This is a genomic window from Vreelandella aquamarina (assembly GCF_044805175.1).
GTDB lineage: Bacteria > Pseudomonadota > Gammaproteobacteria > Pseudomonadales > Halomonadaceae > Vreelandella > Vreelandella aquamarina_B.
This window is the reverse complement of sequence record NZ_CP085232.1, coordinates 3,164,166-3,184,831: the sequence shown is the minus strand read 5'-3', so window position 1 is coordinate 3,184,831 and position 20,666 is coordinate 3,164,166. Positions and strand designations below refer to the sequence as shown.

Sequence of the window (20,666 nt, the reverse complement as noted above, 5' to 3'; positions counted from 1 at the left end):
AGAAAGGAAACCTGTATGCGCGCTATTTTTCTGGTTGATAACGGCTCCTTGCGGCCCCAAGCGACCCACAACCTGCGCCGCGTGGCGGCGGTGTTGAGCGAGACGCTGGGGGAGACCGTTCAAGCGGCCTCGCTGTTGCACTCCAATAAAATTTCCCCAGAAGAGGTTGATGGCATTCCGGCCATTACGTTAGGCCCCGCTGCCGAACGCAGCGCCGAGGCAGGTGCGACCGAGATTATCGTGCTGCCGTTTTTCTTCGGCCCCAGCAAAGCGCTAACCGGTTACCTGCCGGAGCGTATGGCCGCGCTGCAGGCACGCTTTCCTAACGTGATGGTGCGGGTTGCGCAGCCGCTGGTGGATGAGCTGGGGAATAACGACCTGCGCTTAGCCAGGCTACTGGCCGATCACGTGCGCGCCCAACTGCCTGGCAAGGGCGCGGCCAAGGTAGCGCTGGTGGATCACGGTAGCCCGATCCCCGAGGTCACCGCTGTACGTAACCGCCTAGCCGGGCAGTTAAGCGTGCTGCTGGGTGATGAAGCGCGCTGTGTGGCGGCCGCCTCCATGGAGCGCCGGGAAGGTGACGAGTACCGCTTTAACGAGCCACTGTTGGAGCATTTGCTGGATACCCCCGAATTCAGCAGTGGGGAAGTGGTGCTGGCGATGCTGTTTCTCTCGCCAGGGCGCCATGCCGGTGAGGGCGGTGATATCGCTGAAATTTGCGCCGCCGCCGAGCAGCGCCACTGCGGGTTGAACGTCACGACCACCGCGCTGGTAGGAGAGCACGAGGGAATTGTTGAAATTCTCCACTCGCGCCTGCGCCAAGCGCTTGACGGGGAACGTTTTCTGCTCGAAATGGCCGCGCAGCCCCAAAAGGGCCGGTAAAGGGAGGCTTGCCAGGGAGGTGTAACGTTGCCCAAAGGCGCGTAGAATCGCGGGCTTTTGCAAGCGTGCTCGCTTTCCCACACGCGCTATTTCGCCACTTCCCTCGCCAACCAGGGCCTCTATCTTGATCGCAACCGCCAATATCACCATGCAGTTTGGGGCCAAGCCCCTGTTTGAAAATGTTTCCGTCAAATTTAATAACGGCAATCGCTACGGTTTGATTGGCGCGAATGGTTGCGGTAAGTCCACCTTTATGAAGATTCTCGGTGGCGAGCTGGAGCCCTCCTCTGGGCAGGTGATGCTGGATAGCAGTACTCGGCTGGGTAAGCTGCGCCAGGACCAGTTCGCCTATGAGAACGAGCGGGTGATCGACACCGTCATCATGGGCAACGCCGAGCTGTGGAAAGTCGCCGCCGAGCGCGAGCGCATCTACTCGCTGCCTGAGATGAGCGAAGAGGACGGCATGGCCGTGGCGGATTTAGAAGTACGCTACGCCGAGCTGGATGGCTACACCGCCGAATCCCGCGCGGGCGAGCTGCTGCTGGGCTTGGGTATTCCTATCGAGCAGCACACCGGTCCCATGAGCGAAGTCGCCCCTGGCTGGAAGCTGCGCGTGCTGCTGGCCCAGGCGCTGTTCTCCGACCCGGACGTGCTGCTGCTGGACGAGCCTACCAACCACTTGGATATCAACACCATCCGCTGGCTGGAAGAGATTCTAAAAGCGCGCAGCAGCACGATGGTGATTATTTCCCACGACCGCCACTTCCTGAACAGCGTGTGTACCCACATGGCGGACCTGGATTACGGCGAAATTACCCTGTTCCCCGGTAACTACGATGACTACATGACGGCGGCCACTGCTGCCCGTGAACGTCAGCATGCGGACAACGCCAAGAAGAAGGCGCAAATTGCCGAGCTGCAGCAGTTCGTTAGCCGCTTCTCGGCCAACGCGTCTAAAGCGAAGCAGGCCACCTCGCGGGCGCGCCAGATCGACAAGATCAAACTGGAGGACATCAAACCCTCCAGCCGGGTGAGCCCGTTTATCCGCTTCGATCAAAACAAGAAGATCCACCGCAACGCGGTAAACGTGGAGGCGATTACCAAAGGCTACGACGGCGAGCCACTGTTCAAGCGCTTCTCCATGACCGTCGAAGCGGGCGAGCGCATTGCCATTATCGGCCCCAACGGCATCGGCAAAACCACGCTGCTGAAAACCCTGGCGGGTGATCTACGCCCGGATGCCGGTGAAGTGAAGTGGACCGATGCCGCTGAGCTAGGCATCTTTGCCCAAGACCACGCCGATGACTTCGCCGTGGATGCCACGCTATTCGAGTGGATGGGCCAGTGGACCAAAGGCGGCGAGCAGGTGGTACGCGGCGCGTTAGGCCGCATGCTGTTCTCCAGCGACGACATCAACAAATCGGTGAAGGTGATCTCGGGCGGCGAGCAGGGGCGCATGCTGTTCGGCAAACTGACCCTCACCAACCCCAACGTGCTGCTGATGGACGAGCCCACCAACCACCTGGATATGGAATCCATCGAAGCGCTCAACCTAGCGCTGGAGAACTACCCCGGCACGCTGCTGTTCGTCAGCCACGACCGCGAGTTCGTCTCCAGCCTCGCCACGCGCATCATCGACATGCAGCCGGATGGCATTGTCGATTTCAGCGGCAGCTACGACGACTACCTGCGCAGCCAAGGCGTGGTGTAATGGCGTGGTGTAGTTGCGCCGCTAGCCAATGATTTGGGCTCCCTTGAGAGGGAGCCCGAGCGGTGATGGCGCTAGTGTCTCGGCTTACCCTATGCGGTCATAGCCGTTATCCATGAAGGGATAGTCGGTGTAGCCCTTCTCATCGCCGCCATAGAACGTTTCGTGGTTCGGCTTGGTGAGCGGGGCGTTCACGCGGAAGCGCTCCGGTAGATCCGGGTTAGCGATGTAGGGGCGGCCAAAGGCTACGGCGTCGGCGGTGTTTTCGTTGATGCGTGCCTCGGCGCGCTCGGCGTCGTAGTTACCGCAGTAAATCAGGCTGCCGCTAAAGCGCTCACGCATCTGCTCGCGGAAACCGTTGGGGAAGGTGATATCGCCACCCGCCCAGTTAGGCTCGTTCAGGTGCAGATAAGCCAGGCCGCGCTTGGAGAGCTGCTCTGCCATGTAGAATGCCATGGCTTCTGGCTCGTCGTCGGTCAAGCCGAATAGCTCGATAAACGGTGTCATGCGGATGCCAACGCGGTCAGCACCAAAGACTTCCACCACGGCATCAACCACTTCCAACGGGAAGCGGGCACGGTTCTCCAATGAGCCGCCGTACTGGTCGGTACGCTGGTTGGTGCCGGTGGCCAGGAATTGGTTCAGCAGGTAAGCGTTGGCGGCGTGGACTTCGACCATATCGAACCCAGCACGCTTGGCGCGGATGGCCGCTTGGCGGTAGTCATCTACAATGCCGGGAATTTCGTCGGTTTCCAGGGCGCGGGGCGTGCTAGTGGGGTGCTGGCCAGCGGTACCGTCTTCAAATTCAACAAAACACTGGGCGCCTTCGCCTTTCAGCGCACTGGGTGCTACCGGTTGCTGGCCGTTGGGCTGCACCATTTCATGGGAAACGCGGCCTACGTGCCATAACTGCAGAGCTATGCGGCCACCTTTGGCGTGAACGGCATTTACCACACCCTTCCAGCCTGCTTCCTGCTCATCGGTCCAGATGCCGGGGGTGTACACATAGCCACGGGCCGTGGGAGAGATATTGGTGGCTTCGCTGATGATTAAGCCCGCACCAGCGCGCTGACCGTAATAGGCTTCCTGCATCTTGCCCGGCACGCTATCCGGCGTGCGCGCTCGGGTCAGTGGTGCCATGATGACGCGGTTGGGAATCGTCAGGCTACCCAGCGAGATGGGGGTAAATAGCGTTTCATACGCCATAGGGCAAACTCCTTTTGATGTGGTTAGTGTCATCGTGGCGCATAGAATAGACCAGTTTACTAGTAAGCGCCAACGACGATGCCATGCTCGTGTTAATGGGGACGTGGCGCGCAAAACAAAACCCCGCCAAGGAAATGTTGGCGGGGTTTTCAGTTATAGGCAGGCGTTGTTAGCGCCGCTGCCAAGGCCAGCGGCGTTTGGCGGGAGTGTCGATTTGGCCGATAGCGCTGGTCAGCGGCAGCATAATCGCGCCGAGCTGGCGGTGGCAGACGGCGCTGCTGAGCACGCCGGGGCACTGTTTTAGCAGCAGGTCACACTGCTGCGAGGCGATAAAGAGCTGCTCGACGACCGCAGGTGCGAACAGGGGTTTGGCCTGCTGGCAGCAGCGAGTTAGCTCTCGGGAAAGCATCGAGAGCATGCTGGTGTCTAGCCAACAGGGCAGCGGGTCTTCCAGCCGTCCGGCAATCGAGTGCTGAACGGCTTCAAACGATGTGCGTAAAAACAGCAGGGTTTGACGAAGCTGGCGCTGCTCACTGGTCATGTGACGTCCCTTTACCTCAATGGCTCTTTACCTATCTATTATCTACCCATGCTAGGGCAGATAAAGAGATTGTTTCTCATTTGCATCTTTGGTGAAGATAGCCTCCCTTAATCGTGCTGTCAATCACAGGCTATTTTTAGGCTGGTGTATCGCTTGCCCGGTAGAGCTGCCAATCGTTGTTGGTAAGCGGCTTGGCACCCTGCTCGGTGACCACCACGGTATCGCTCAAGCCAACGCCCCATTGGCCGGGCACCCGCAGGCAGAGCGGTAAATGAAACACCATGTTGGTTTCAAAGGTGCGCGTTTGGCCTTTAGCAATGTAGCCCGTGCCTTCTACCCAGCTAGGCGGAAATTGAGCCCCAACAGCGTAGCCAAACACACCGGAGAAGAAGAGCTGGTCGCGCTGAGGGGCGAGCAACGCATCGGCGGCTTGGGCGGCGGCATCAAAGGAGTGGCCGGGGCGCATCGTCTCGCACAGTGTTTCAAAGATAGACCGGCACAGGTCCTGAGTGGCGGTGAGGGCTGAGCTTGGGGAGCCGGTTACAGCGGTGCGCATCATCGGAGCGGTATAGCGTTGATACGCCGCGCCAAACTCTAAAAACACCGGCTCGTTGGCCTGAATCACACGGCGCTTATGGTTAACGTGAATCACCCCAATGCGATGTCCGCTGGTCACGATAGGTTGCAGGCTCATAAATTCGCTGCCGTTTTCGAGCAGTGCCTTCGCGCCGATGGCGGCGATGTCGTTATCGGTCATGCCGGGGTGAATGGCAGCGATGGCCGCGTCTAAACCGGCAGAGGTAATGCGGGCGCTCTCTTTGAGCATCTCAAGCTCGGCACTGCTTTTGACGATCTTGATAGCATCGAGCAGGTCGCCCGCCTCATAAAAGCGCTCTTTACCTACCGCCTGGGCCAGTGCGTCCATCACGCCGACCCGCAGCCCGCTGCTCCAGCCGTCAATGCCAATGCGTGGGCAGGGGGTTAACAGGTCGGCCAGCGGGGCGATGATTTCATCGAGGTTTTCCCACCGGTAGCCGATAATCTCGTCGACACGGGCGGTCACTACCGCAGCACCTGTTTCAATTGAGGCCACCTGGAGAACAAGCTTCTCCTGCGTACAGACCAAGCAGGCATGAACCGACACCTCAAAGGTGTGATAACCGGTTAAATAGTTAATATCGGCGGGGTCGGTCAGCAGCAGTGCGTCTAGCTCGCGCTGGGCCATGGCATGGCGCACTTTCTCAAGGCGCGCTTGGTACTCAGCGTGTGCAAAGGGTAGTTCGCTTTGGGCAAGCGTAGTTGCAAGGGCTTCGCGGTAGTGATGGTAATCCATGGCGACCTCCAGTGTTAGATAAGGCCAGTATAGAGAGTACGAGAGCGAGTCCTTGATAAAATGCTTCAACCCTTGTGTTAACGTTTGACTACGACAGAGCGGCTAATTACGACAGAACGGCCACACCTGATAGAACTTGCGGCACTGAAACTCTGCTTGGCAGCTGTTGAGCTGAGTCTGGTAGCGGTGCGCGAGGCTAGCCACTTGCCGGCCTGCATTTAATACATGGGGTTTATTGCGGTAGGTGCCCCGCTGGTAGCCCCCGGCACCCTCATGGTAGGCGTAGTAGAGGTGTTCGGGGTTGTTCAATGAAATACCTGTTTGGGCATGAGTGCGGGCGTTATACCAGCCAATGAAGTCGGTGGCGTGCTTCATGTGCGTGCGCCGGGCAAACAGGCTGCCCGCTTGGTCTTCGTACTCGCCCCATACCGGATCTTGGGCTTGGGCGTAGCCTTTAGCGGAAGAGGGACGCGGGCCGGGGATAAAGCCAAGATAATATTTGCGCTCGGGGCGTACATGGCTTCGAAATGAAGATTCTCTCTGAATAAACGCCATCTGGGTTGAGATAGGAGTGCCCCACTTCGCCTGGGACTCCTGGGCGTAGTCGTACCAACTGGGTTGCTCGCGGAAAATTTCGCAGATGTTGGTCTGATCCTGAGGTGGGTTAGGCGCAAAGGTGGCGCAGCCGGAGAGCAATAGCGCAATACTTAAACTTACCCATAAACGCCACGTTAATGAGCCAGATGGCATGCCTGCAGAAAAACGAGTAACTAGGCCGTGCATGGGAAAGTCCTTGTGAGTCAATGGGTGGTTATGCACACTCAGATATTAGATGTCAAACAGGGTAGGCGTTGAGCCTTGATAAGTCAGCTTTCCTGGACATCAAACAGCATTTGCGTCACCAATTCAGTAGGAACCGTTTAACAGGAGCGTCATAATGTATATCGCCATGAACCGTTTTCGGATTGCCCCAGGCCGCGAAGAAGATTTTCTAGAAGTGTGGCGCAACCGCGATTCCCACTTGGACGAAGTGCCGGGCTTCAAGCAGTTTCAAATGCTGCAGGGCGAAAGTCAGGAAGATCATACCGTTTTTATCTCTCACAGCGTGTGGGAGTCCGAAGAGGCCTTCCGCGCCTGGACCAAGTCAGAGGCCTTCCGCAAGGCTCATGCTAATGCCAAAGCGCCGGAGGGCATCTATCTTGGCCCACCCAAGTTTGAAGGATACGAGGTAGTGCTGTAAGGCGCTTTCAAGGCTTTGTCTGCGTCGTGAACGCTGCTTGCAATGCTACAAGCGGGCAAAGCAAGACTGGCGGAGTCTGATAAGCTCTGCCAGCATGAACCCAGAAGGCGATAACTGGTAATCACCGTCACTGCATGGCGGTTAGGAGGTTAAGTTGAGCAGTGCTAACACCGCTAGTAAGAGCGTTTGACGTTGTCTTTAGCTGCCGTGTGCAGCTACCCCACCAAGTATTGTTTTAAGATTCTTTTACCCAGAGCGCAGAATCAACGCTATTTTTATGCTGCAGCCAGCCCCTGGCGAGCAAGACAGATCATTTTGAAGGAGTACCCTCTGTGACCCGTGATGTTACCGACGCGAAGCGTGCCGAGGTTGAGCTGCAAATAGCTGCCGCTGCGTTTCAGGCGCATTTAGGCATTATGGTGACCGATGCGCGGGGCAATATCCTTAAAGTCAACGACACCTTTAAGCGTATTACTGGTTATAGCGACGAGGAGATGATCGGCAGAAATCCGCGCATGTTCAGCTCTGGACACCATAATGCCACGTTCTATCGGCGACTTTGGAACAGCGTTGCAGAAACGGGTAGCTGGGAAGGGGAAATTTGGAATCAGCGTAAAAACGGCGAGCTGTTCCCTGAGTGGCTGACGATTAGTGCAGTGTATGATGCCGACGGTAACCTCACGAACTACGTTGCCACGATGAGTGATATCAGTGAGCGCAAGGCGGCCGAGCAGGAGATCCACCAGCTTGCTTTTTATGACCCCATTACGGGTTTCGCTAACCGGCGGCTGTTTATTGACCGTATTGGCACAGCGCTAAAAGAGCTGAACCGCCATCAGCGCTGCGGTGCATTAATTCTGATTGATATTGATAACTTTAATCACGTTAACGACACCTTGGGCCACCATGCCGGTGACCAACTGTTGCAGAGCATTGCTCGCCGCTTTGGGCAAATGCTACGGGATACCGACACCCTAGCAAGGCTGGGGAGCGATGAGTTTGCAGTGCTGATTGAAGGGATGGACGGTAGCCCCCGGCAAACTCAAAAACTGGCTGAGCATATTGCTCAAAAGCTGTTAGCAGCGCTGGATGAGCCAATCAAAGTGGGAGATGAGAGTGCTACCGTAACGGCGAGTGTGGGCATTACGATTATGTCGGATAGCCAGCTCAGCGCGGATGATTACCTGCAACAGGGGGATATGGCTCTCTCTCAGGCTAAATCCAGCGGTCGGCAGGCGCTGCGTTTCTTTGATCCTTCCATGCAAGCCGTTCTGCTGGCTAAGGTAAAGCTAGAGGCAGATTTGCGCCAAGCGATGGAGAATCAGCAGTGGCAGCTGCACTACCAACCTCAGGTTAACAGCCAGGGCAAATTAACCGGGGTAGAAGCTCTGCTGCGCTGGCATCATCCTGAGCGTGGCATGGTCTCACCCGGTGAGTTTATACCGCTGCTGGAAACCACCGGGCTGATTAACGATGTAGGCGAATGGGTACTGGAAGAGGCCTGTCGCCAGCTCGCTCAGTGGGCAGATATACCGCTACTAGATAGACTGACCATCTCGGTTAATATTAGCCCGCTGCAGTTCCGTGAAAGTGATTTTTTGCAGCGGGTGGAACAGGTATTTGAGCGCACGCAAGTGCCTTTAGAGCAGCTAAAATTAGAAGTGACTGAGACGCTTTTCGTGGCAGCGCGCGACGACGCACGGGATAAGATGCTCAGCTTGAAAGCCAAGGGGGTGCGCTTTTCGCTAGACGACTTTGGCACCGGATACTCGTCTCTTGCCTACTTAGCTCAACTGCCGTTGGATCAGCTAAAAATAGATCAATCTTTCGTACAGCAAGTGCTAGACAGCAAGGCGAATGCAGCGATTGTAGAGAGTACCATCGCCTTGGCGAAGAGCTTACACCTGGATGTGATTGCAGAAGGCGTGGAAACGAGTGAACAACAAGCGTGGCTACTAGCGCATGGTTGCCACGCTTTTCAGGGATATCTTTTCGGCCGCCCTGCGCCTGCAGCAGAGATCGAATCGGCCTTATTAGCTCAGTCGCGCACCTGATGGACTCAGCTTGGCATGGTTCAACTTGGCGTGAAGTGTGGAGAGCAGTTCGGAATGCTCAACACTCTCGGGAGTAATCACCTCAAGCCGTGAGTCTTGCCGCCAGGCGCTGCTGGCTACGCTTAAGGCACCCTCCGCACGGTTAAGCTGTTTCCAACCATCCGCGGTGTGGAAGACCCCTTTTACCCGCGCGGAGGAGGGTAGTTCGCTCAAATACATGGCAAGGCGGTCAAGGTCAAAGCGCTCAGTGGGGTGCCAGCGCAGGCCCGTGCTGGTGTAGCCAAGGGCGCTGGCGGTTTGCTGCTGGGGCTGTCCAGGCGGTGGAGGGAAGTCGAAAAAAGCGCCTTCTAGGCTGGGGCTGGCAGCCAGTGCCTGATGCGCTTGAGGCATGGCGGGCTGCTGTTCCTGGCGAGCTTGGCCGCTGCCTAAGAGCAGTGCCACGGGCAGCCCTCCCGCCTCAACGGTATGCACCCATTTGCGCGGCGGCCAGAGCCCGTCGATAAATTCCTGCGCTTGTTGATGCTGAGCCGCGCTTGCCTGGTCACCCATGGTGATAGCGATGGCATCGGCCATATGGAGCTGGTCTTGGAAGGTATCGTGCTCACGCACCCGCGCTTCATCCAAGCGCCTGGGGTCAAGCGTAGCGATAATATCCTGCACTTCTACCACGTCTTGAAACGCTTCGCCGCGCAGTAAGTCGAGCAGACCAGCAGGGTGGCCGAGGCCGGAGGGCTCGATAATGACTCGGTCGGGCTTGCTGCGTGCCAATAAATTGACCAGGGCAGCCTGGAGCACAAACGCTAGTTGGCAGCATAGGCAGCCACCGGGTAAACCCTTCACCACCACATCGTCGCGGGTCTCGAACATGGCTTGGTCAATACCGATCTGACCAAACTCGTTGACCAGAATGGCCCATTTTTCATCCACAGGCTTTTGCTCGATTAGGCTGTGGATAAGCGTGGTTTTACCGCTTCCTAAAAAGCCGGTGACGATGTGAACGGGAACGCATGGGGCAGCTGCCAACGGTTAACCTCCGGTCATGTTCATAAAACGTACCACCTGTACATCGCCATCGGTGGTGAAATGGTGGCGCTCGGGCTTGAGCGGCAGCGCGTTGATAATAGCGGTTTTCAGCGCCTGCATATCGCCAGGGTGGCGGCGCAGCACAGCACGCAGGTCGACCGAGTGCTCGTTGCCGAGGCAGAGCAGCAGGCGGCCCTCTACCGTTACCCGAACGCGGTTACAGCTATCGCAGAAATTGTGGCTGTGGGGCGAAATAAACCCAACTCGGCTGTCGCTGTCGGCCATCTTGAAATAGCGCGAGGGCCCCGGGGTGCTCTCGGTGGTGGGCGTTAGCGGGTAGCGGGTTTCGATCAACGCCTGAACATCGTCGCTGGAGTAGAACGTCTCTGCCCGGGAGTGATCCGAGACATCGCCCAGGGGCATCTCCTCAATAAAGCTGATATCCAACCCTTCCTGGCGGGCAAAGGTCACCAGGTCGAGTACTTCGTCCTCGTTGCGCCCTTTTAAAATCACCGCGTTCAGCTTGATACGCTGGAAGCCAGCCTCTTGGGCCGCGTGAATGCCATCGATTACCTTGGCCAAGTCGCCGGTGCGGGTAAGCTGCCGAAAGCGCTCGGGGTTCAAGGAGTCGAGGCTGATATTGAGTCGGCGCAGGCCGCCTTCGTACAGCCGCTTGGCATGTTTGCGTAGGCTGGCGCCGTTGGTGGTCATGGTGAAATCGTCTAGCCCCGGCAGGCTGCCAATCTCGTCTACCAGTTGCTCAATCCCTTTGCGCACTAGCGGTTCGCCGCCGGTTAAGCGAATCTTCTCGACGCCCAACTCGGTGAAGGCGCGTGCCACCATCGCTAACTCTTCCAGTGTGAGTACTTGGGCGCGGGGAAGAAAGGTCATCTCCTCGCTCATGCAGTACACGCAGCGGAAGTCGCAGCGGTCCGTGACGGAGATACGAACGTAGCGGACACGGCGGCCAAAATCGTCAATCAGTTGTTCGGTCATTGCCAGCTCGTTATAGGTTGAATGCAGACCGTCTCGCCTGGCTGGACGTCTGCTTGGTCATCGCCTAGCTCAATTAAGCAGTTGGCCATCACCATGGAAGTCAAAATGCCCGAGCCCTGGGCGCCGGTGCTGCGAACATGCAGCACACCCAGGTCATCACAAGTATAAATGCCGCGCAGAAAGTCGCTGCGTTCCAGGCGGCTTTTTAGCGGCGCTTGGGCAATCGCGGTTAGCCGTTGTGGTGGCACGGGGGGCTGCCCCTGGAGCCGTTGCAAAAGCGGCACCACAAACTGGCTGAAGGTGACCATTACGGCCACTGGGTTGCCGGGTAGCCCCACAAACGGCGTGCGGGAGTCGCCTAGCTGGCCGCAGGCCATCGGGCGGCCAGGGCGCAGTGCTACCCGCCAAAAGGCAAGCTGCCCCAGCGTTTCCAGCGCCTCGCGGGTGTAGTCCGCCTGACCCACGGAGACGCCGCCGCTGGTGATCACCAAATCGCACTGCGTCGCTGCGTCTGCCAGCGCGCGCTCAATGGCGTGCGGGTCATCGGGAAGAATACCCAAATCCACCACGTCGGCCCCTTGCTCGCTGAGCATTCCTATCAGCGTAAAACGGTTGGTATCGTAAATACCTGCGCTGGGTAGCGGCTCGCCCGGGGGCGTGACCTCGTTACCGGTGGAGAAGATGGCTACCCTGGGGCGCTGGTACACCGCGACCTCGGCATAGCCCAGCGAGGCCACCAGCCCCATGCTGGCAGCGTCTAGGCGGGTACCGGCTGCAAGGGCCACCGCGCCCTGGGTAATGTCTTCTCCGGCTTGGCGCACGTTCTGGCCGACGTTGACCCGCTCGGGGGAGTTAACGGCCACGCTAGTATCACCCTCTACGAGCTGTTCACGCATAATCACGGTATCGGTGCCGCTGGGCAGCGGTGCGCCGGTGGTAATACGCACGCACCAGCCTGGAGGCACCTCGCCTTCATACGCTTGCCCGGCGAAGGCATCGCCCGCAACAGGCCATTGGGTTTGAAAGGGCGGCTGCTTTGGCCAAGCCACGGCGATGCCATCCATCGCCGCATTGGTATTCTGTGGCACGTTAATAGGCGCGGTGATATCGGTAGCGAGCCTGCGGCCGTAGGCGCTGCCTAGCGCGACCCGCTCTACCGCTACCGGTTGCTCAACCAGTGTCATCAGCGCATCGCGGGCAGCATCAACGCTGAGCATCTGCTCGCCAAGCTCAAAACACGACAGGCTCATGGCGCCTCCTGGGAAGGCGGGGTCAGCGCAAGCTCCAAGCGGGCTTTCTCCTCTTCGGTATTCAGGTTGGCGAAGGCTTCAGGGCAGTCGGACATATCCACTCGGCACCAGGCGTGGCGGGCGTACCAGCGGTCTATTTTGCGCTCACCCTCTGCCAGCGCGGCGGCCAGGTCATCGGCAAGCGTTGTACGCAATAGCGCCACCACCGGATGCAGGCGCTCGCCATCAAACGCTACCGCAATATCGTGTTCGCCACTCTCGGTAGTGATGCCTGCCACCATTCGCGCCACTAGGTCATGGGGGAGCGCGGGGGAGTCGCAGGGCGCTACCAGTAGCCACGGCGTGCAAGCGGCGCGCAGCCCGCTGTAAATGCCCATGAGCGGGCCTTTAAAGCCGCCTTCGGCATCCTCGATCACACGGTCGGCAAACAGAGCGTACGCATCGCCATTGCGATTGGCGTTAATCACCAGCTCATGTACCTGGCCTTCGAAACGCTTGACGGTATGCGCCACCAGCGGCAGTCCGGCAAACGGCTCTAGGCCCTTATCACGGCCACCCATGCGACGGCCTTCTCCGCCCGCGAGGATCATACCGGTGAGCTCGTGTTTGGCGATCATATGCCTGCCTCCTTGGATGAGCGTGCACTCGGCGGCTTGGGGGGAATCGCGTCCAGCGTTAGGCGGCCTGCGGCATGGATCGCCTGGAAATTTTTGCCTTTCGCACGGGCAATCAGCATCACCCCAAAACGTTCGGCAAGCTCGACGCCTTTTTGTGTGACGCCCGAACGCGAGACCAGCACGCTGATCCCCATTTGCGCCACTTTCAGCACCATTTCCGAGGTTAAACGCCCCGTGGTGTAGAAAATGTCGGCGCTGCGGCTGTCGGCTTGGTTCAGCCACTGGCGGCCCGCCAGCGTATCCACCGCGTTGTGGCGGCCTACGTCCTCAACAAAATCCAGCACCCTTGCCTGATGGCAAAGGGCGCAGCCGTGCACCGCGCCGGCGCTACGGTAGGTGTCGTTATAGGTGTTCAAGTTGGTTAATAATTGATACAGGGTGGACTGTGCCAGTGGTGTCTCGGGCAGCGCAGTGAGAGAGGTTTGCTCTAGGAGTTTACCAAAGACCGTGCCCTGCCCGCAGCCGGTGGTGACCGTGCGCGTGCTTAGGCGAGTTTCTAAATCTTCGGGCAGATGGCGGGTGACCACGACGGCGGCTTCGACGTCCCAATCGACCTGGACGGCGGTTAAGTCCTCTGCACTTCTCAGCAGCCCCTGATTGCGTAGGTAGCCAACGACCAGAGCCTCTGGGTCGTCGCCCAGGGTCATCAGGGTAACGATTTCACGCTTGTTAAGATACACCGTCAGCGCGCGCTCGGCGGCAATAGCCTGCGGGCGGGTGTCGCCGTAGGCATCCATGACATCAATAGTAGTCGTGGCCGGTAAGCGGGCTCGGCTTAACTGAAGGGCGGGCATCCGCAATCCTCACTGAATACCTAATACGCTGTGTGGCCTAAGCAAACACGGCGAACAATAATAGTTGAGTAAAACACTCTGAGTTGACGATGATGGCGCTCAAAAGGCTTACTTGTCTACCCGTTCAAGGTCTAAGGTGGTGAAACTCCATGAGTGATAATCTGCGTGCGTTAAGCGTTACCTTAGTGGCAGAGCCCAAGCAGGTGAAAAGTTTCACGCTGACCCAGTGGCGCATAGCCGAGCTGGTGCCCGGCGACCAGGGGGAGTGCGTGTTGAACCTGCAGCTATATATGACCGAGCGGGCGGCCTACCGATTTAACTTAACCTCGCCGACGCCGCGCCTGTTTGTGCGAGCTGGTTTTACCGGACAGACCCCTAAGCCGGATGCGGTGACCGCCAGCCAGGATGTAGCCGCGGGTTGGCTGGATGGCGAGCAACAGGTATTGGAAGCGCCGATGCCGATGGCGATTCAGGTGTGGATAGAGCATTATCTCGCCCGCCACGGAGAAGCGCCCGTTGAAACCCGTAAGAAAAAACGTAAAGGGGCCGGCCGTGGTAAAGAGACGCCGACCAAGGAGCAGCCGCAGTGAGCCGTTTGGAGCGCTGGTCGCGTAAAAAGCGCGGCATTGAAAGTGACGATATCGAGAAGGATGTCGAGCAGAAGGAGAAAATGGAGCTTGCCGATCATGAAGAGGGAGGCTCCACGTTAGCTGCTGAGCAAGAGGCTACAAAGCAAGAAGCGACTGAGCCAACAATAGCTGAGCAAAAAGTAGCCGCCCCGCCGCCTCCGGGCAGCCTTGATCACACGCTACCTGACCCGGATACCCTACCTGCGGGCAGTGATTTCAGCGCCTTTATGGTGCCAGGCGTCAGTGCTGCCCTGCGTCGCCGTGCGCTGCGTCGGCTGTGGGCCACCGGCAACTACAACGTACGCGACGGGCTGGATGATTACGATGCTGACTACACCCAGCAGCTAAAGCCTATGGCCAGCGAGCTGGCGGGCAAACTACGCCGCTGGGCCAATAAAGCGGAGGAGGCGCTAGAGCGTGCAGAGCACCGTGATAACGACGATTCCTCGGACCATGCCAACGCAGACGGTGTAAACGCTTGCACTAGCGATGACAGTTTTGTACAAAGTGCCCCACTAGACGACCAGTCTGATTTTTGCGATCACGCCCCAGACGAGCGTAAAAAAGGCGTCTAGTGTTTTAAATCAGTAGCTTAATATATGCCTGCTAAGCTTGCGTTGACAGCGGTACGACCAATGGAAGTGGCAAAAACGCGATAGGCACCATACGCTGATGAAGTAAGCCGCGTCGTTATAATGGCGGTACATGCCAAAAAGGCAAAAAAAACTTATTATTTTATTATAACAAAAACGACCTCTTGACCGTGAGAATGCATGAACCAACGAATCCAACTGGCGTCGATTGACGACCAGCGCAATGTGGCCGCTCGTGAAACGGTGCGTCGGCGTATCTCATGGCCGGTGAACTTGACGCCTGCCAATGTGACTTATCACAGCCGTGGCCATGCGTTGCTGCTTGGCAGCGAGCGCGATACTCGGCAGGCAGCGCGTACTCTGCAAGGGCGCGGGCTTGCGTCATTGACACTGGTGTTCACCGCCCCCAATGCTGCAGAGGCTGATGGTGAGATCAATGACAGCGACTTGTTCGCTGCTACCGAGATGCTTACCACCCAGGCGCTCACCCGTGCCCAGTCTGAAAAGCTACGCATAAGCGGCTACTTGGGCATGTTCAAGGCGGTGCTTGACGGCGACGAGCCTGTTGATCTTGCACGTGCGTTGATTGAGCGCGAGTCGTTCGATGTAGTACTGGACTTAAATGCCACGCCCCTTTTGGCGGTGGAGTTACTGCCGCCTGGCTATGTAGCCATGCAGTGGCAGAACAATGAGCAGCGCAGCGACACCCTCGACAGTTTTGCTGACTTGATAGGCGAATTCGACAAGCCGCGCTACTTCCAGGTTAATAATGACCTCTGTGCCCACTCCGCCAGTGGTAACGTAGGCTGTACCCGTTGCCTGGATGTTTGCCCGGCAGATGCGATTTCCAGCATCCAGGGTCGCATTGAGTCGCGTATCGAGATCGACCCTTTCCTGTGCCAGGGGGTGGGTAGCTGTACCAGCGCCTGCCCCACGGGGGCCATTGAGTTCCGCCTACCTGAAACCCGCCGCCAGCAGGATACTCTCGCCGCTTGGCTGACCGCCTACCGGGAAGCCGGTGGTGAGGTGCCGGTATTGCGCTTTATTACCCACGAATCGCTGGATGCCGAGCGCGCTGCAGGCGTTACTACTCCTGGGCACGTGATTGATGTGCCCTTGGAAGAGCTGGGAGCGGCCGGGCATGACCAGTGGTTAACCGGATTAGCGAACGGCGCCGCCGAAGTGCGTATTCAGCTCCACGACGGTATGCCGCCCCGATTAAGCGCATTTTTAGAGCACCAAGTCGCCCAGGCCCACGGGCTGCTTGCCGCACTCGGCCATGACACCACCCGCATCAAGCTACTACCGGTAGACGCTGGCAGCGAGCGCGACGCACTGCCGAGCCTAACGCCCCTCACCGATACGTCACTGGCATTTACCGAGCCGAACAAACGCGCACGTCTTAACTTAGTGCTAGCTCGGTTAGCCGAGTTGGGTGCGCCCAGCGGTGAGCGTCACGCCGTGCCAAAGGGGGCGGCCTACGGCGGCATTAACGTCAATAGCGCTGCCTGTACGCTTTGCCATGCGTGCGTCAGCAATTGCCCGACGCCCGCGCTTAAATCCGGCGGCGATACGCCAGCGCTGAGTTTTCTTGAAGCCGATTGCGTTCAGTGCGGCCTTTGCGAACAGGCCTGCCCAGAAGATGCCATCACCCTGACGCCTGGCTTCCTTGCTGCGTCTGAGCGCGTAACGCGGCATATCTGCCATGAAGAAGCGGCGTTCGAATGCATCGGCTGTGGTAAGCCGTTTGCCACCGCCAGCACGGTTGCCACCATTAAAGCCAAGCTGGCCAACCACCCCTACTTTGCCGGTGACGCCATGGCGCGCTTGGAAATGTGCGAAGACTGCCGGGTAAAAGACGTATGGAAAACCATGGCACGCGACCCTGACGCGCAACTAAAGGTGTAATGCGATGAGCGATGCAATGCCAACGCTAAGCGAAACCGACGCACTGCGAATGGATATTTACCAACTGCTCGCCAGCCTGCTGCGCCAAGCGCCCGATGGTGAGCTGCTGGCGTGGCTGGAAAGCCTGGATATCGAACAGGATGGCAGCCGTATTGCCGAGTGTTGGGCTGCGCTTTCACAGGCGGCTGGCCAAAGCGATGTCGAACGCCTAAAGCGGGCGCATTTCCGCCACTTAGTGGGCGTCATTCAAGGAGAGGTGGTGCCTTATGCCTCTTGGTATCGCAATGGCGAACTGATGGAAGCCGCGCTCGTGGTGCTTCGCCAAGATCTGCGGGCGCTGGGCTTCGAGCGCAGCGAACACACCCGGGACCCGGAAGACCACCTAGCTGCCCTCTGCGAAGTTATGGCAATGCTGGTTGAAGGGCAAAGCAGCGAACAGTTCACCTTTTTCCAGCGGCACCTTGCCCCCTGGGCCAGCCGCTGCTGGGATGACCTTGCAAAAGTAGATACTGCTTTCTATTCAGCGCTGGGGCAGTTGGGTAGCGCTTTTATGGAGAGCGAGCAGGCACGTTTGAATCATCAAGCGGCCTATCAGCCGGTGCGAATAGTGGAGCCTGCTCCCTATAACGCCGGTGCAGCGCGCAAAGCCACACCGTGACGTGACCGTGCGCAGCGGTAAGCGAACAACAGGGCCTGCGGGCCACGTATAAAAAAAGGGCATGAAAGAGGAGAACCCCATGCACAAGTCACACAATCCTGAGCGCCGCCGGTTTATGAAAACCGTTGGTTTAGGCACCGCCGCCGCAGGCGCAGCCGCTGCGGTAGGCCACGTCACGCTGGCGCAGGCGGATGACAAGACCCCGGTTCAGCGCGATAAGCAGGCGGTGAATTACCGCGAGACCGACCATATTCGTGCCTACTACGCCTCGCTGCGTGACTGACGGCGAACTGCCAGGAGATTTGCCATGCGTCTAACTCGCAAAACCAACACCCCTGCTGCCTCCGGGCTGGGTATTTCACGCCGTCAGTTCCTAAAGCGCACAGGCGCTGCGACCGGCGGTGTTGCCGCGGCCGGTTTTATGGGCGCGCCGATGATGCAGCGCGCTGAGGCGGCGGAAAAAACGCCGGTACTTGATTCGCCGGTGGAAACCAAGCGCACTATCTGTTCCCACTGTTCCGTGGGCTGCGGCGTGTATGCCGAAGTGCAAGAGGGTATCTGGACCAAGCAGGAGCCAGCCTTCGACCACCCGATTAACCGCGGTGCTCACTGCGCCAAAGGGGCGTCGCTACGCCAGCACGGCCACTCTACCCGCCGCCTCAAGTACCCGATGAAGCTGGTGGCCGGTGAATGGCAGCGCATGAGCTGGGATGACGCGGTCAACGAGATTGGTGACAAGCTGCTTGAGCTGCGCGATGCCCACGGCCCCGACAGCGTTTACTGGCTAGGCTCGGCGAAGTTCAATAACGAGCAAGCGTACCTGATGCGCAAGCTCGCCTCCATGTGGGGCACCAACAACACCGACCACCAGGCGCGTATTTGCCACTCCACTACCGTAGCGGGTGTGGCTAATACCTGGGGTTATGGAGCGATGACCAACTCGCTCAACGACATGCAAAACAGCAAGGCGATCCTATTCATTGGCTCCAACCCCAGTGAAGCCCACCCGGTCGCCATGCAGCATATTCTGATCGCGAAAGAGCGCAACAACTGCGAGATCATCGTCGCTGACCCGCGCTTTACCCGTACAGCAGCCAAAGCCAACAAGTATGTTCGCATTCGTCCCGGTTCGGACGTTGCTTACATCTGGGGCCTGTTGTGGCACATCTTTGAAAACGGCTGGGAAGATAGCGAGTACATTAGCCAGCGCGTTTACGGCATGGACGATGTGCGTGCGGAAGTCGCCCAGTTCCCGCCCAACGTGGTGGAAGACATTACCGGCGTGCCGGAAGCGGACATGTACGACGTGGCCAAGCGCCTTGCCGACAACCGTCCTGGCTGTGTGGTGTGGTGTATGGGTGGTACCCAGCACACCACCGGTAACAACAACACTCGCGCCTACTGCATTTTAGAGCTGGCGCTGGGTAACATCGGTAAATCCGGCGGCGGTGCCAACATTCTGCGTGGCCACGACAACGTTCAAGGCGCGACCGACTTAGGGCTAGGCTGTGACTCGCTGCCGGGCTACTACGGCTTGGCGGAAGGTGCATGGCAGCACTGGGCTAAAGTGTGGGACGTGGACTACGAGTGGCTGAAAGGTCGCTTTGATGACACCGAATACGCTGATGGCAAGCCCATGTATAGCGCTGGTATTACCGTATCACGCTGGGTAGATGGCGTGCTGGAGGAGGATGAAAATATCTCCCAGCGCACCTCGCTGAAAGCAATGTTCTACTGGGGCCATGCGGTAAACTCGCAAACCCGCGGCGTTGAAATGCAGAAGGCGATGCAGAAGCTGGAGATGATGGTCATCGTTGACCCTTATCCCACCGTTGCCTCCGTTATGCACGACCGCACTGATGGCGTTTACCTGCTGCCTGCGGCGACACAGTTCGAAACCTCCGGTAGCGTGACCGCCACCAACCGCTCGATCCAGTGGCGCGACCAGGTTATTGAGCCGCTGTTTGAATCGAAGCCTGACCACGAAATCATGACCCTGTTTGCCAATAAGCTCGGCTTTGGCAACGAGTTCGTGAAAAACTTCGCAATGGAAGGCAACCGTCCGGTCATTGAAGATGTGCTGCGGGAAATCAACAGCGGCATGTGGACCGTTGGTTACACCGGCCAAAGCCCCGAGCGCCTGAAAGAGCACCAGCAAAACTGGCACACCTTCAGTTTTGAAAACCTGCGTGCCCAGGGTGGCCCCGCTGATGGCGACTACTACGGTCTGCCGTGGCCCTGCTGGGGAACAGCGGAGTTCAAGCACCCAGGTTCGCCCAACCTTTACGACACCAGCGTGCCGGTGATGGAAGGCGGCATGGGCTTCCGCGCCCGCTTTGGTATCGAGCGCGATGGTGTCAATCTGCTGGCGGAAGGCTCTGCGCCGGTGGGTGGGGAGATTGACGACGGCTACCCGGAGTTCACCGACCAACTGCTTAAAGACCTGGGCTGGTGGGATGACCTTACCCCGGAAGAGAAAGCCGCCGCAGAAGGGCAGAACTGGAAGACCGATCTCTCCGGTGGTATCCAGCGCGTCGCCATTGAGCATGGCTGTGCGCCCTACGGTAATGCCAAAGCCCGCGCCGTGGTGTGGACCTTCCCAGATGCGGTGCCGAAGCACCGCGAGCCGCTCTACACCACCCGCCGTGATTTGGTGGAGCGCTACCCCACATGGGACGACTTTGACTCCATCATGCGTCTGCCCACGCTCTATCGAACCATCCAGGAGCGCGACAACAGCGCGGACTACCCGATTATCCTGACCTCCGGCCGTTTGGTGGAGTATGAAGGTGGCGGTGAAGAGACGCGCTCTATGTCATGGCTGGCCGAGCTGCAGCAGGAGATGTTCGTCGAAATTAACCCTGCCGATGCCAACGACATTGGTATCCGTGACGGCGACCAAGTGTGGGTCGAAGGTGCCGAAGGCGGTCGGGTCAAGGTAAAAGCGCTAGTCACACCGCGTGTTGATCGCAAAGTTGCGTTTATGCCGTTCCACTTCGGTGGCATGTTCCAGGGTGAGAGCCTGCGGGACCGCTACCCGGATGGTTCAGACCCTTACGTGATTGGTGAAGCTGCCAATACGGCAACGACCTACGGCTATGACCCGGTGACACTGATGCAAGAGACCAAGTGCACCATTTGCCGCATTGAGCGCGCCTAAGCGCACAGCACGCG

General features: G+C 58.4%; 18 protein-coding genes and 1 pseudogene. 10 read left to right on the top strand and 9 right to left on the bottom strand.

Translation table 11 applies throughout. The annotated features are described in order from the left end of the window. Positions 1-15 precede the first annotated feature (15 nt). The gene (locus tag LG300_RS14730; RefSeq protein ID WP_404376056.1) at positions 16-882 is read left to right on the top strand and encodes a sirohydrochlorin chelatase; all 867 of its coding nucleotides are present in this window, start codon (positions 16-18) and stop codon (positions 880-882) included. A gap of 124 nt (positions 883-1,006) precedes the next feature. Then, entirely contained in the window at positions 1,007-2,593 is a 1,587-nt protein-coding gene (locus tag LG300_RS14725) for an ABC-F family ATPase (RefSeq protein ID WP_404376055.1), read from the top strand. Positions 2,594-2,677: 84 nt separating this feature from the next. On the opposite strand, the gene LG300_RS14720 is transcribed toward LG300_RS14725, so the two are convergent. The 4 genes from LG300_RS14720 to LG300_RS14705 all read right to left on the bottom strand — a co-directional run bounded on the left by LG300_RS14720 (position 2,678) and on the right by LG300_RS14705 (position 6,453). Beyond that, on the bottom strand, positions 2,678-3,796 hold the full coding sequence (locus LG300_RS14720) for an alkene reductase (protein ID WP_404376054.1): 1,119 nt from the start codon (positions 3,794-3,796) through the stop codon (positions 2,678-2,680). 169 nt (positions 3,797-3,965) lie between these two features. Further along, on the bottom strand, positions 3,966-4,337 hold the full coding sequence (locus LG300_RS14715) for a hypothetical protein (protein ID WP_404376053.1): 372 nt from the start codon (positions 4,335-4,337) through the stop codon (positions 3,966-3,968). Positions 4,338-4,473: 136 nt separating this feature from the next. Continuing rightward, on the bottom strand, positions 4,474-5,670 hold the full coding sequence (locus LG300_RS14710; RefSeq protein ID WP_404376052.1) for a M24 family metallopeptidase: 1,197 nt from the start codon (positions 5,668-5,670) through the stop codon (positions 4,474-4,476). A gap of 102 nt (positions 5,671-5,772) precedes the next feature. After that, positions 5,773-6,453: a lysozyme-like domain containing protein gene (locus LG300_RS14705; RefSeq protein WP_404376051.1), complete on the bottom strand. Its 681-nt coding sequence runs from the start codon at positions 6,451-6,453 to the stop codon at positions 5,773-5,775. Positions 6,454-6,607: 154 nt separating this feature from the next. Here LG300_RS14705 and LG300_RS14700 point away from each other — a divergent pair, with 154 nt between their 5' ends. Both LG300_RS14700 and LG300_RS14695 read left to right on the top strand, forming a co-directional pair. Further along, positions 6,608-6,910: an antibiotic biosynthesis monooxygenase gene (locus LG300_RS14700; protein WP_120386264.1), complete on the top strand. Its 303-nt coding sequence runs from the start codon at positions 6,608-6,610 to the stop codon at positions 6,908-6,910. Between the two features lie 332 nt (positions 6,911-7,242). Further along, positions 7,243-8,964: pseudogene (locus LG300_RS14695) on the top strand (putative bifunctional diguanylate cyclase/phosphodiesterase); the annotation flags it as partial. Here the strand turns inward: LG300_RS14695 and LG300_RS14690 are convergent. The 5 genes from LG300_RS14690 to LG300_RS14670 are packed head-to-tail and all read right to left on the bottom strand — an operon-like array spanning position 8,944 to position 13,704. Beyond that, positions 8,944-9,987: a CobW family GTP-binding protein gene (locus LG300_RS14690; protein WP_404376050.1), complete on the bottom strand. Its 1,044-nt coding sequence runs from the start codon at positions 9,985-9,987 to the stop codon at positions 8,944-8,946. The pseudogene LG300_RS14695 and the gene LG300_RS14690 sit on opposite strands and share 21 nt — an antisense overlap. Before the next feature lie 3 nt (positions 9,988-9,990). Continuing rightward, complete coding sequence (gene moaA, locus LG300_RS14685) at positions 9,991-10,983, bottom strand: GTP 3',8-cyclase MoaA (RefSeq protein WP_404376049.1); 993 nt, start codon at positions 10,981-10,983, stop codon at positions 9,991-9,993. Further along, the gene (glp, locus tag LG300_RS14680) at positions 10,980-12,233 is read right to left on the bottom strand and encodes a gephyrin-like molybdotransferase Glp (RefSeq protein ID WP_404376048.1); all 1,254 of its coding nucleotides are present in this window, start codon (positions 12,231-12,233) and stop codon (positions 10,980-10,982) included. Before glp ends, moaA begins: the two co-directional genes overlap by 4 nt. Next, positions 12,230-12,850, bottom strand: coding sequence for a molybdenum cofactor guanylyltransferase MobA (gene mobA, locus LG300_RS14675; protein ID WP_404376047.1), 621 nt, complete (start codon positions 12,848-12,850; stop codon positions 12,230-12,232). The genes glp and mobA overlap by 4 nt, the downstream gene beginning before the upstream one ends. Continuing rightward, positions 12,847-13,704 carry a formate dehydrogenase accessory sulfurtransferase FdhD gene (locus LG300_RS14670; RefSeq protein ID WP_404376046.1) on the bottom strand — a complete coding sequence of 286 codons (858 nt, stop codon included), beginning with the start codon at positions 13,702-13,704 and terminating at the stop codon, positions 12,847-12,849. Before LG300_RS14670 ends, mobA begins: the two co-directional genes overlap by 4 nt. 149 nt (positions 13,705-13,853) lie before the next feature. Here LG300_RS14670 and LG300_RS14665 point away from each other — a divergent pair, with 149 nt between their 5' ends. The 6 genes from LG300_RS14665 to LG300_RS14640 all read left to right on the top strand — a co-directional run bounded on the left by LG300_RS14665 (position 13,854) and on the right by LG300_RS14640 (position 20,652). Then, the gene (locus LG300_RS14665; protein WP_404376044.1) at positions 13,854-14,294 is read left to right on the top strand and encodes a DUF3305 domain-containing protein; all 441 of its coding nucleotides are present in this window, start codon (positions 13,854-13,856) and stop codon (positions 14,292-14,294) included. Next, a complete protein-coding gene (locus tag LG300_RS14660) occupies positions 14,291-14,908 on the top strand; it encodes a DUF3306 domain-containing protein (RefSeq protein ID WP_404376042.1) in 618 nt (205 codons plus the stop codon). Before LG300_RS14665 ends, LG300_RS14660 begins: the two co-directional genes overlap by 4 nt. 198 nt (positions 14,909-15,106) lie before the next feature. Next, complete coding sequence (locus LG300_RS14655; protein WP_404376041.1) at positions 15,107-16,834, top strand: 4Fe-4S binding protein; 1,728 nt, start codon at positions 15,107-15,109, stop codon at positions 16,832-16,834. Positions 16,835-16,838: 4 nt separating this feature from the next. Continuing rightward, entirely contained in the window at positions 16,839-17,492 is a 654-nt protein-coding gene (locus LG300_RS14650) for a molecular chaperone (protein WP_404376040.1), read from the top strand. A 79-nt stretch (positions 17,493-17,571) separates the two neighbouring features. Beyond that, positions 17,572-17,775 carry a twin-arginine translocation signal domain-containing protein gene (locus LG300_RS14645; protein ID WP_404376039.1) on the top strand — a complete coding sequence of 68 codons (204 nt, stop codon included), beginning with the start codon at positions 17,572-17,574 and terminating at the stop codon, positions 17,773-17,775. A gap of 24 nt (positions 17,776-17,799) precedes the next feature. Continuing rightward, a complete protein-coding gene (locus LG300_RS14640; protein ID WP_404376038.1) occupies positions 17,800-20,652 on the top strand; it encodes a formate dehydrogenase subunit alpha in 2,853 nt (950 codons plus the stop codon). The last annotated feature ends 14 nt before the right edge of the window (positions 20,653-20,666 follow it).

Bases quoted from the DNA above. Each gene is read 5' to 3' on its own strand.
- LG300_RS14730 (WP_404376056.1), top strand. From the start codon at position 16: ATGCGCGCTATTTTTCTGGTTGATAACGGCTCCTTGCGGCCCCAAGCG.
- LG300_RS14720 (WP_404376054.1), bottom strand. From the start codon at position 3,796: ATGGCGTATGAAACGCTATTTACCCCCATCTCGCTGGGTAGCCTGACG.
- LG300_RS14715 (WP_404376053.1), bottom strand. From the start codon at position 4,337: ATGACCAGTGAGCAGCGCCAGCTTCGTCAAACCCTGCTGTTTTTACGC.
- LG300_RS14710 (WP_404376052.1), bottom strand. From the start codon at position 5,670: ATGGATTACCATCACTACCGCGAAGCCCTTGCAACTACGCTTGCCCAA.
- LG300_RS14705 (WP_404376051.1), bottom strand. From the start codon at position 6,453: ATGCACGGCCTAGTTACTCGTTTTTCTGCAGGCATGCCATCTGGCTCA.
- LG300_RS14700 (WP_120386264.1), top strand. From the start codon at position 6,608: ATGTATATCGCCATGAACCGTTTTCGGATTGCCCCAGGCCGCGAAGAA.
- moaA (WP_404376049.1), bottom strand. From the start codon at position 10,983: ATGACCGAACAACTGATTGACGATTTTGGCCGCCGTGTCCGCTACGTT.
- glp (WP_404376048.1), bottom strand. From the start codon at position 12,233: ATGAGCCTGTCGTGTTTTGAGCTTGGCGAGCAGATGCTCAGCGTTGAT.
- mobA (WP_404376047.1), bottom strand. From the start codon at position 12,850: ATGATCGCCAAACACGAGCTCACCGGTATGATCCTCGCGGGCGGAGAA.
- LG300_RS14670 (WP_404376046.1), bottom strand. From the start codon at position 13,704: ATGCCCGCCCTTCAGTTAAGCCGAGCCCGCTTACCGGCCACGACTACT.
- LG300_RS14665 (WP_404376044.1), top strand. From the start codon at position 13,854: ATGAGTGATAATCTGCGTGCGTTAAGCGTTACCTTAGTGGCAGAGCCC.
- LG300_RS14655 (WP_404376041.1), top strand. From the start codon at position 15,107: ATGAACCAACGAATCCAACTGGCGTCGATTGACGACCAGCGCAATGTG.
- LG300_RS14650 (WP_404376040.1), top strand. From the start codon at position 16,839: ATGAGCGATGCAATGCCAACGCTAAGCGAAACCGACGCACTGCGAATG.
- LG300_RS14645 (WP_404376039.1), top strand. From the start codon at position 17,572: ATGCACAAGTCACACAATCCTGAGCGCCGCCGGTTTATGAAAACCGTT.
- LG300_RS14640 (WP_404376038.1), top strand. From the start codon at position 17,800: ATGCGTCTAACTCGCAAAACCAACACCCCTGCTGCCTCCGGGCTGGGT.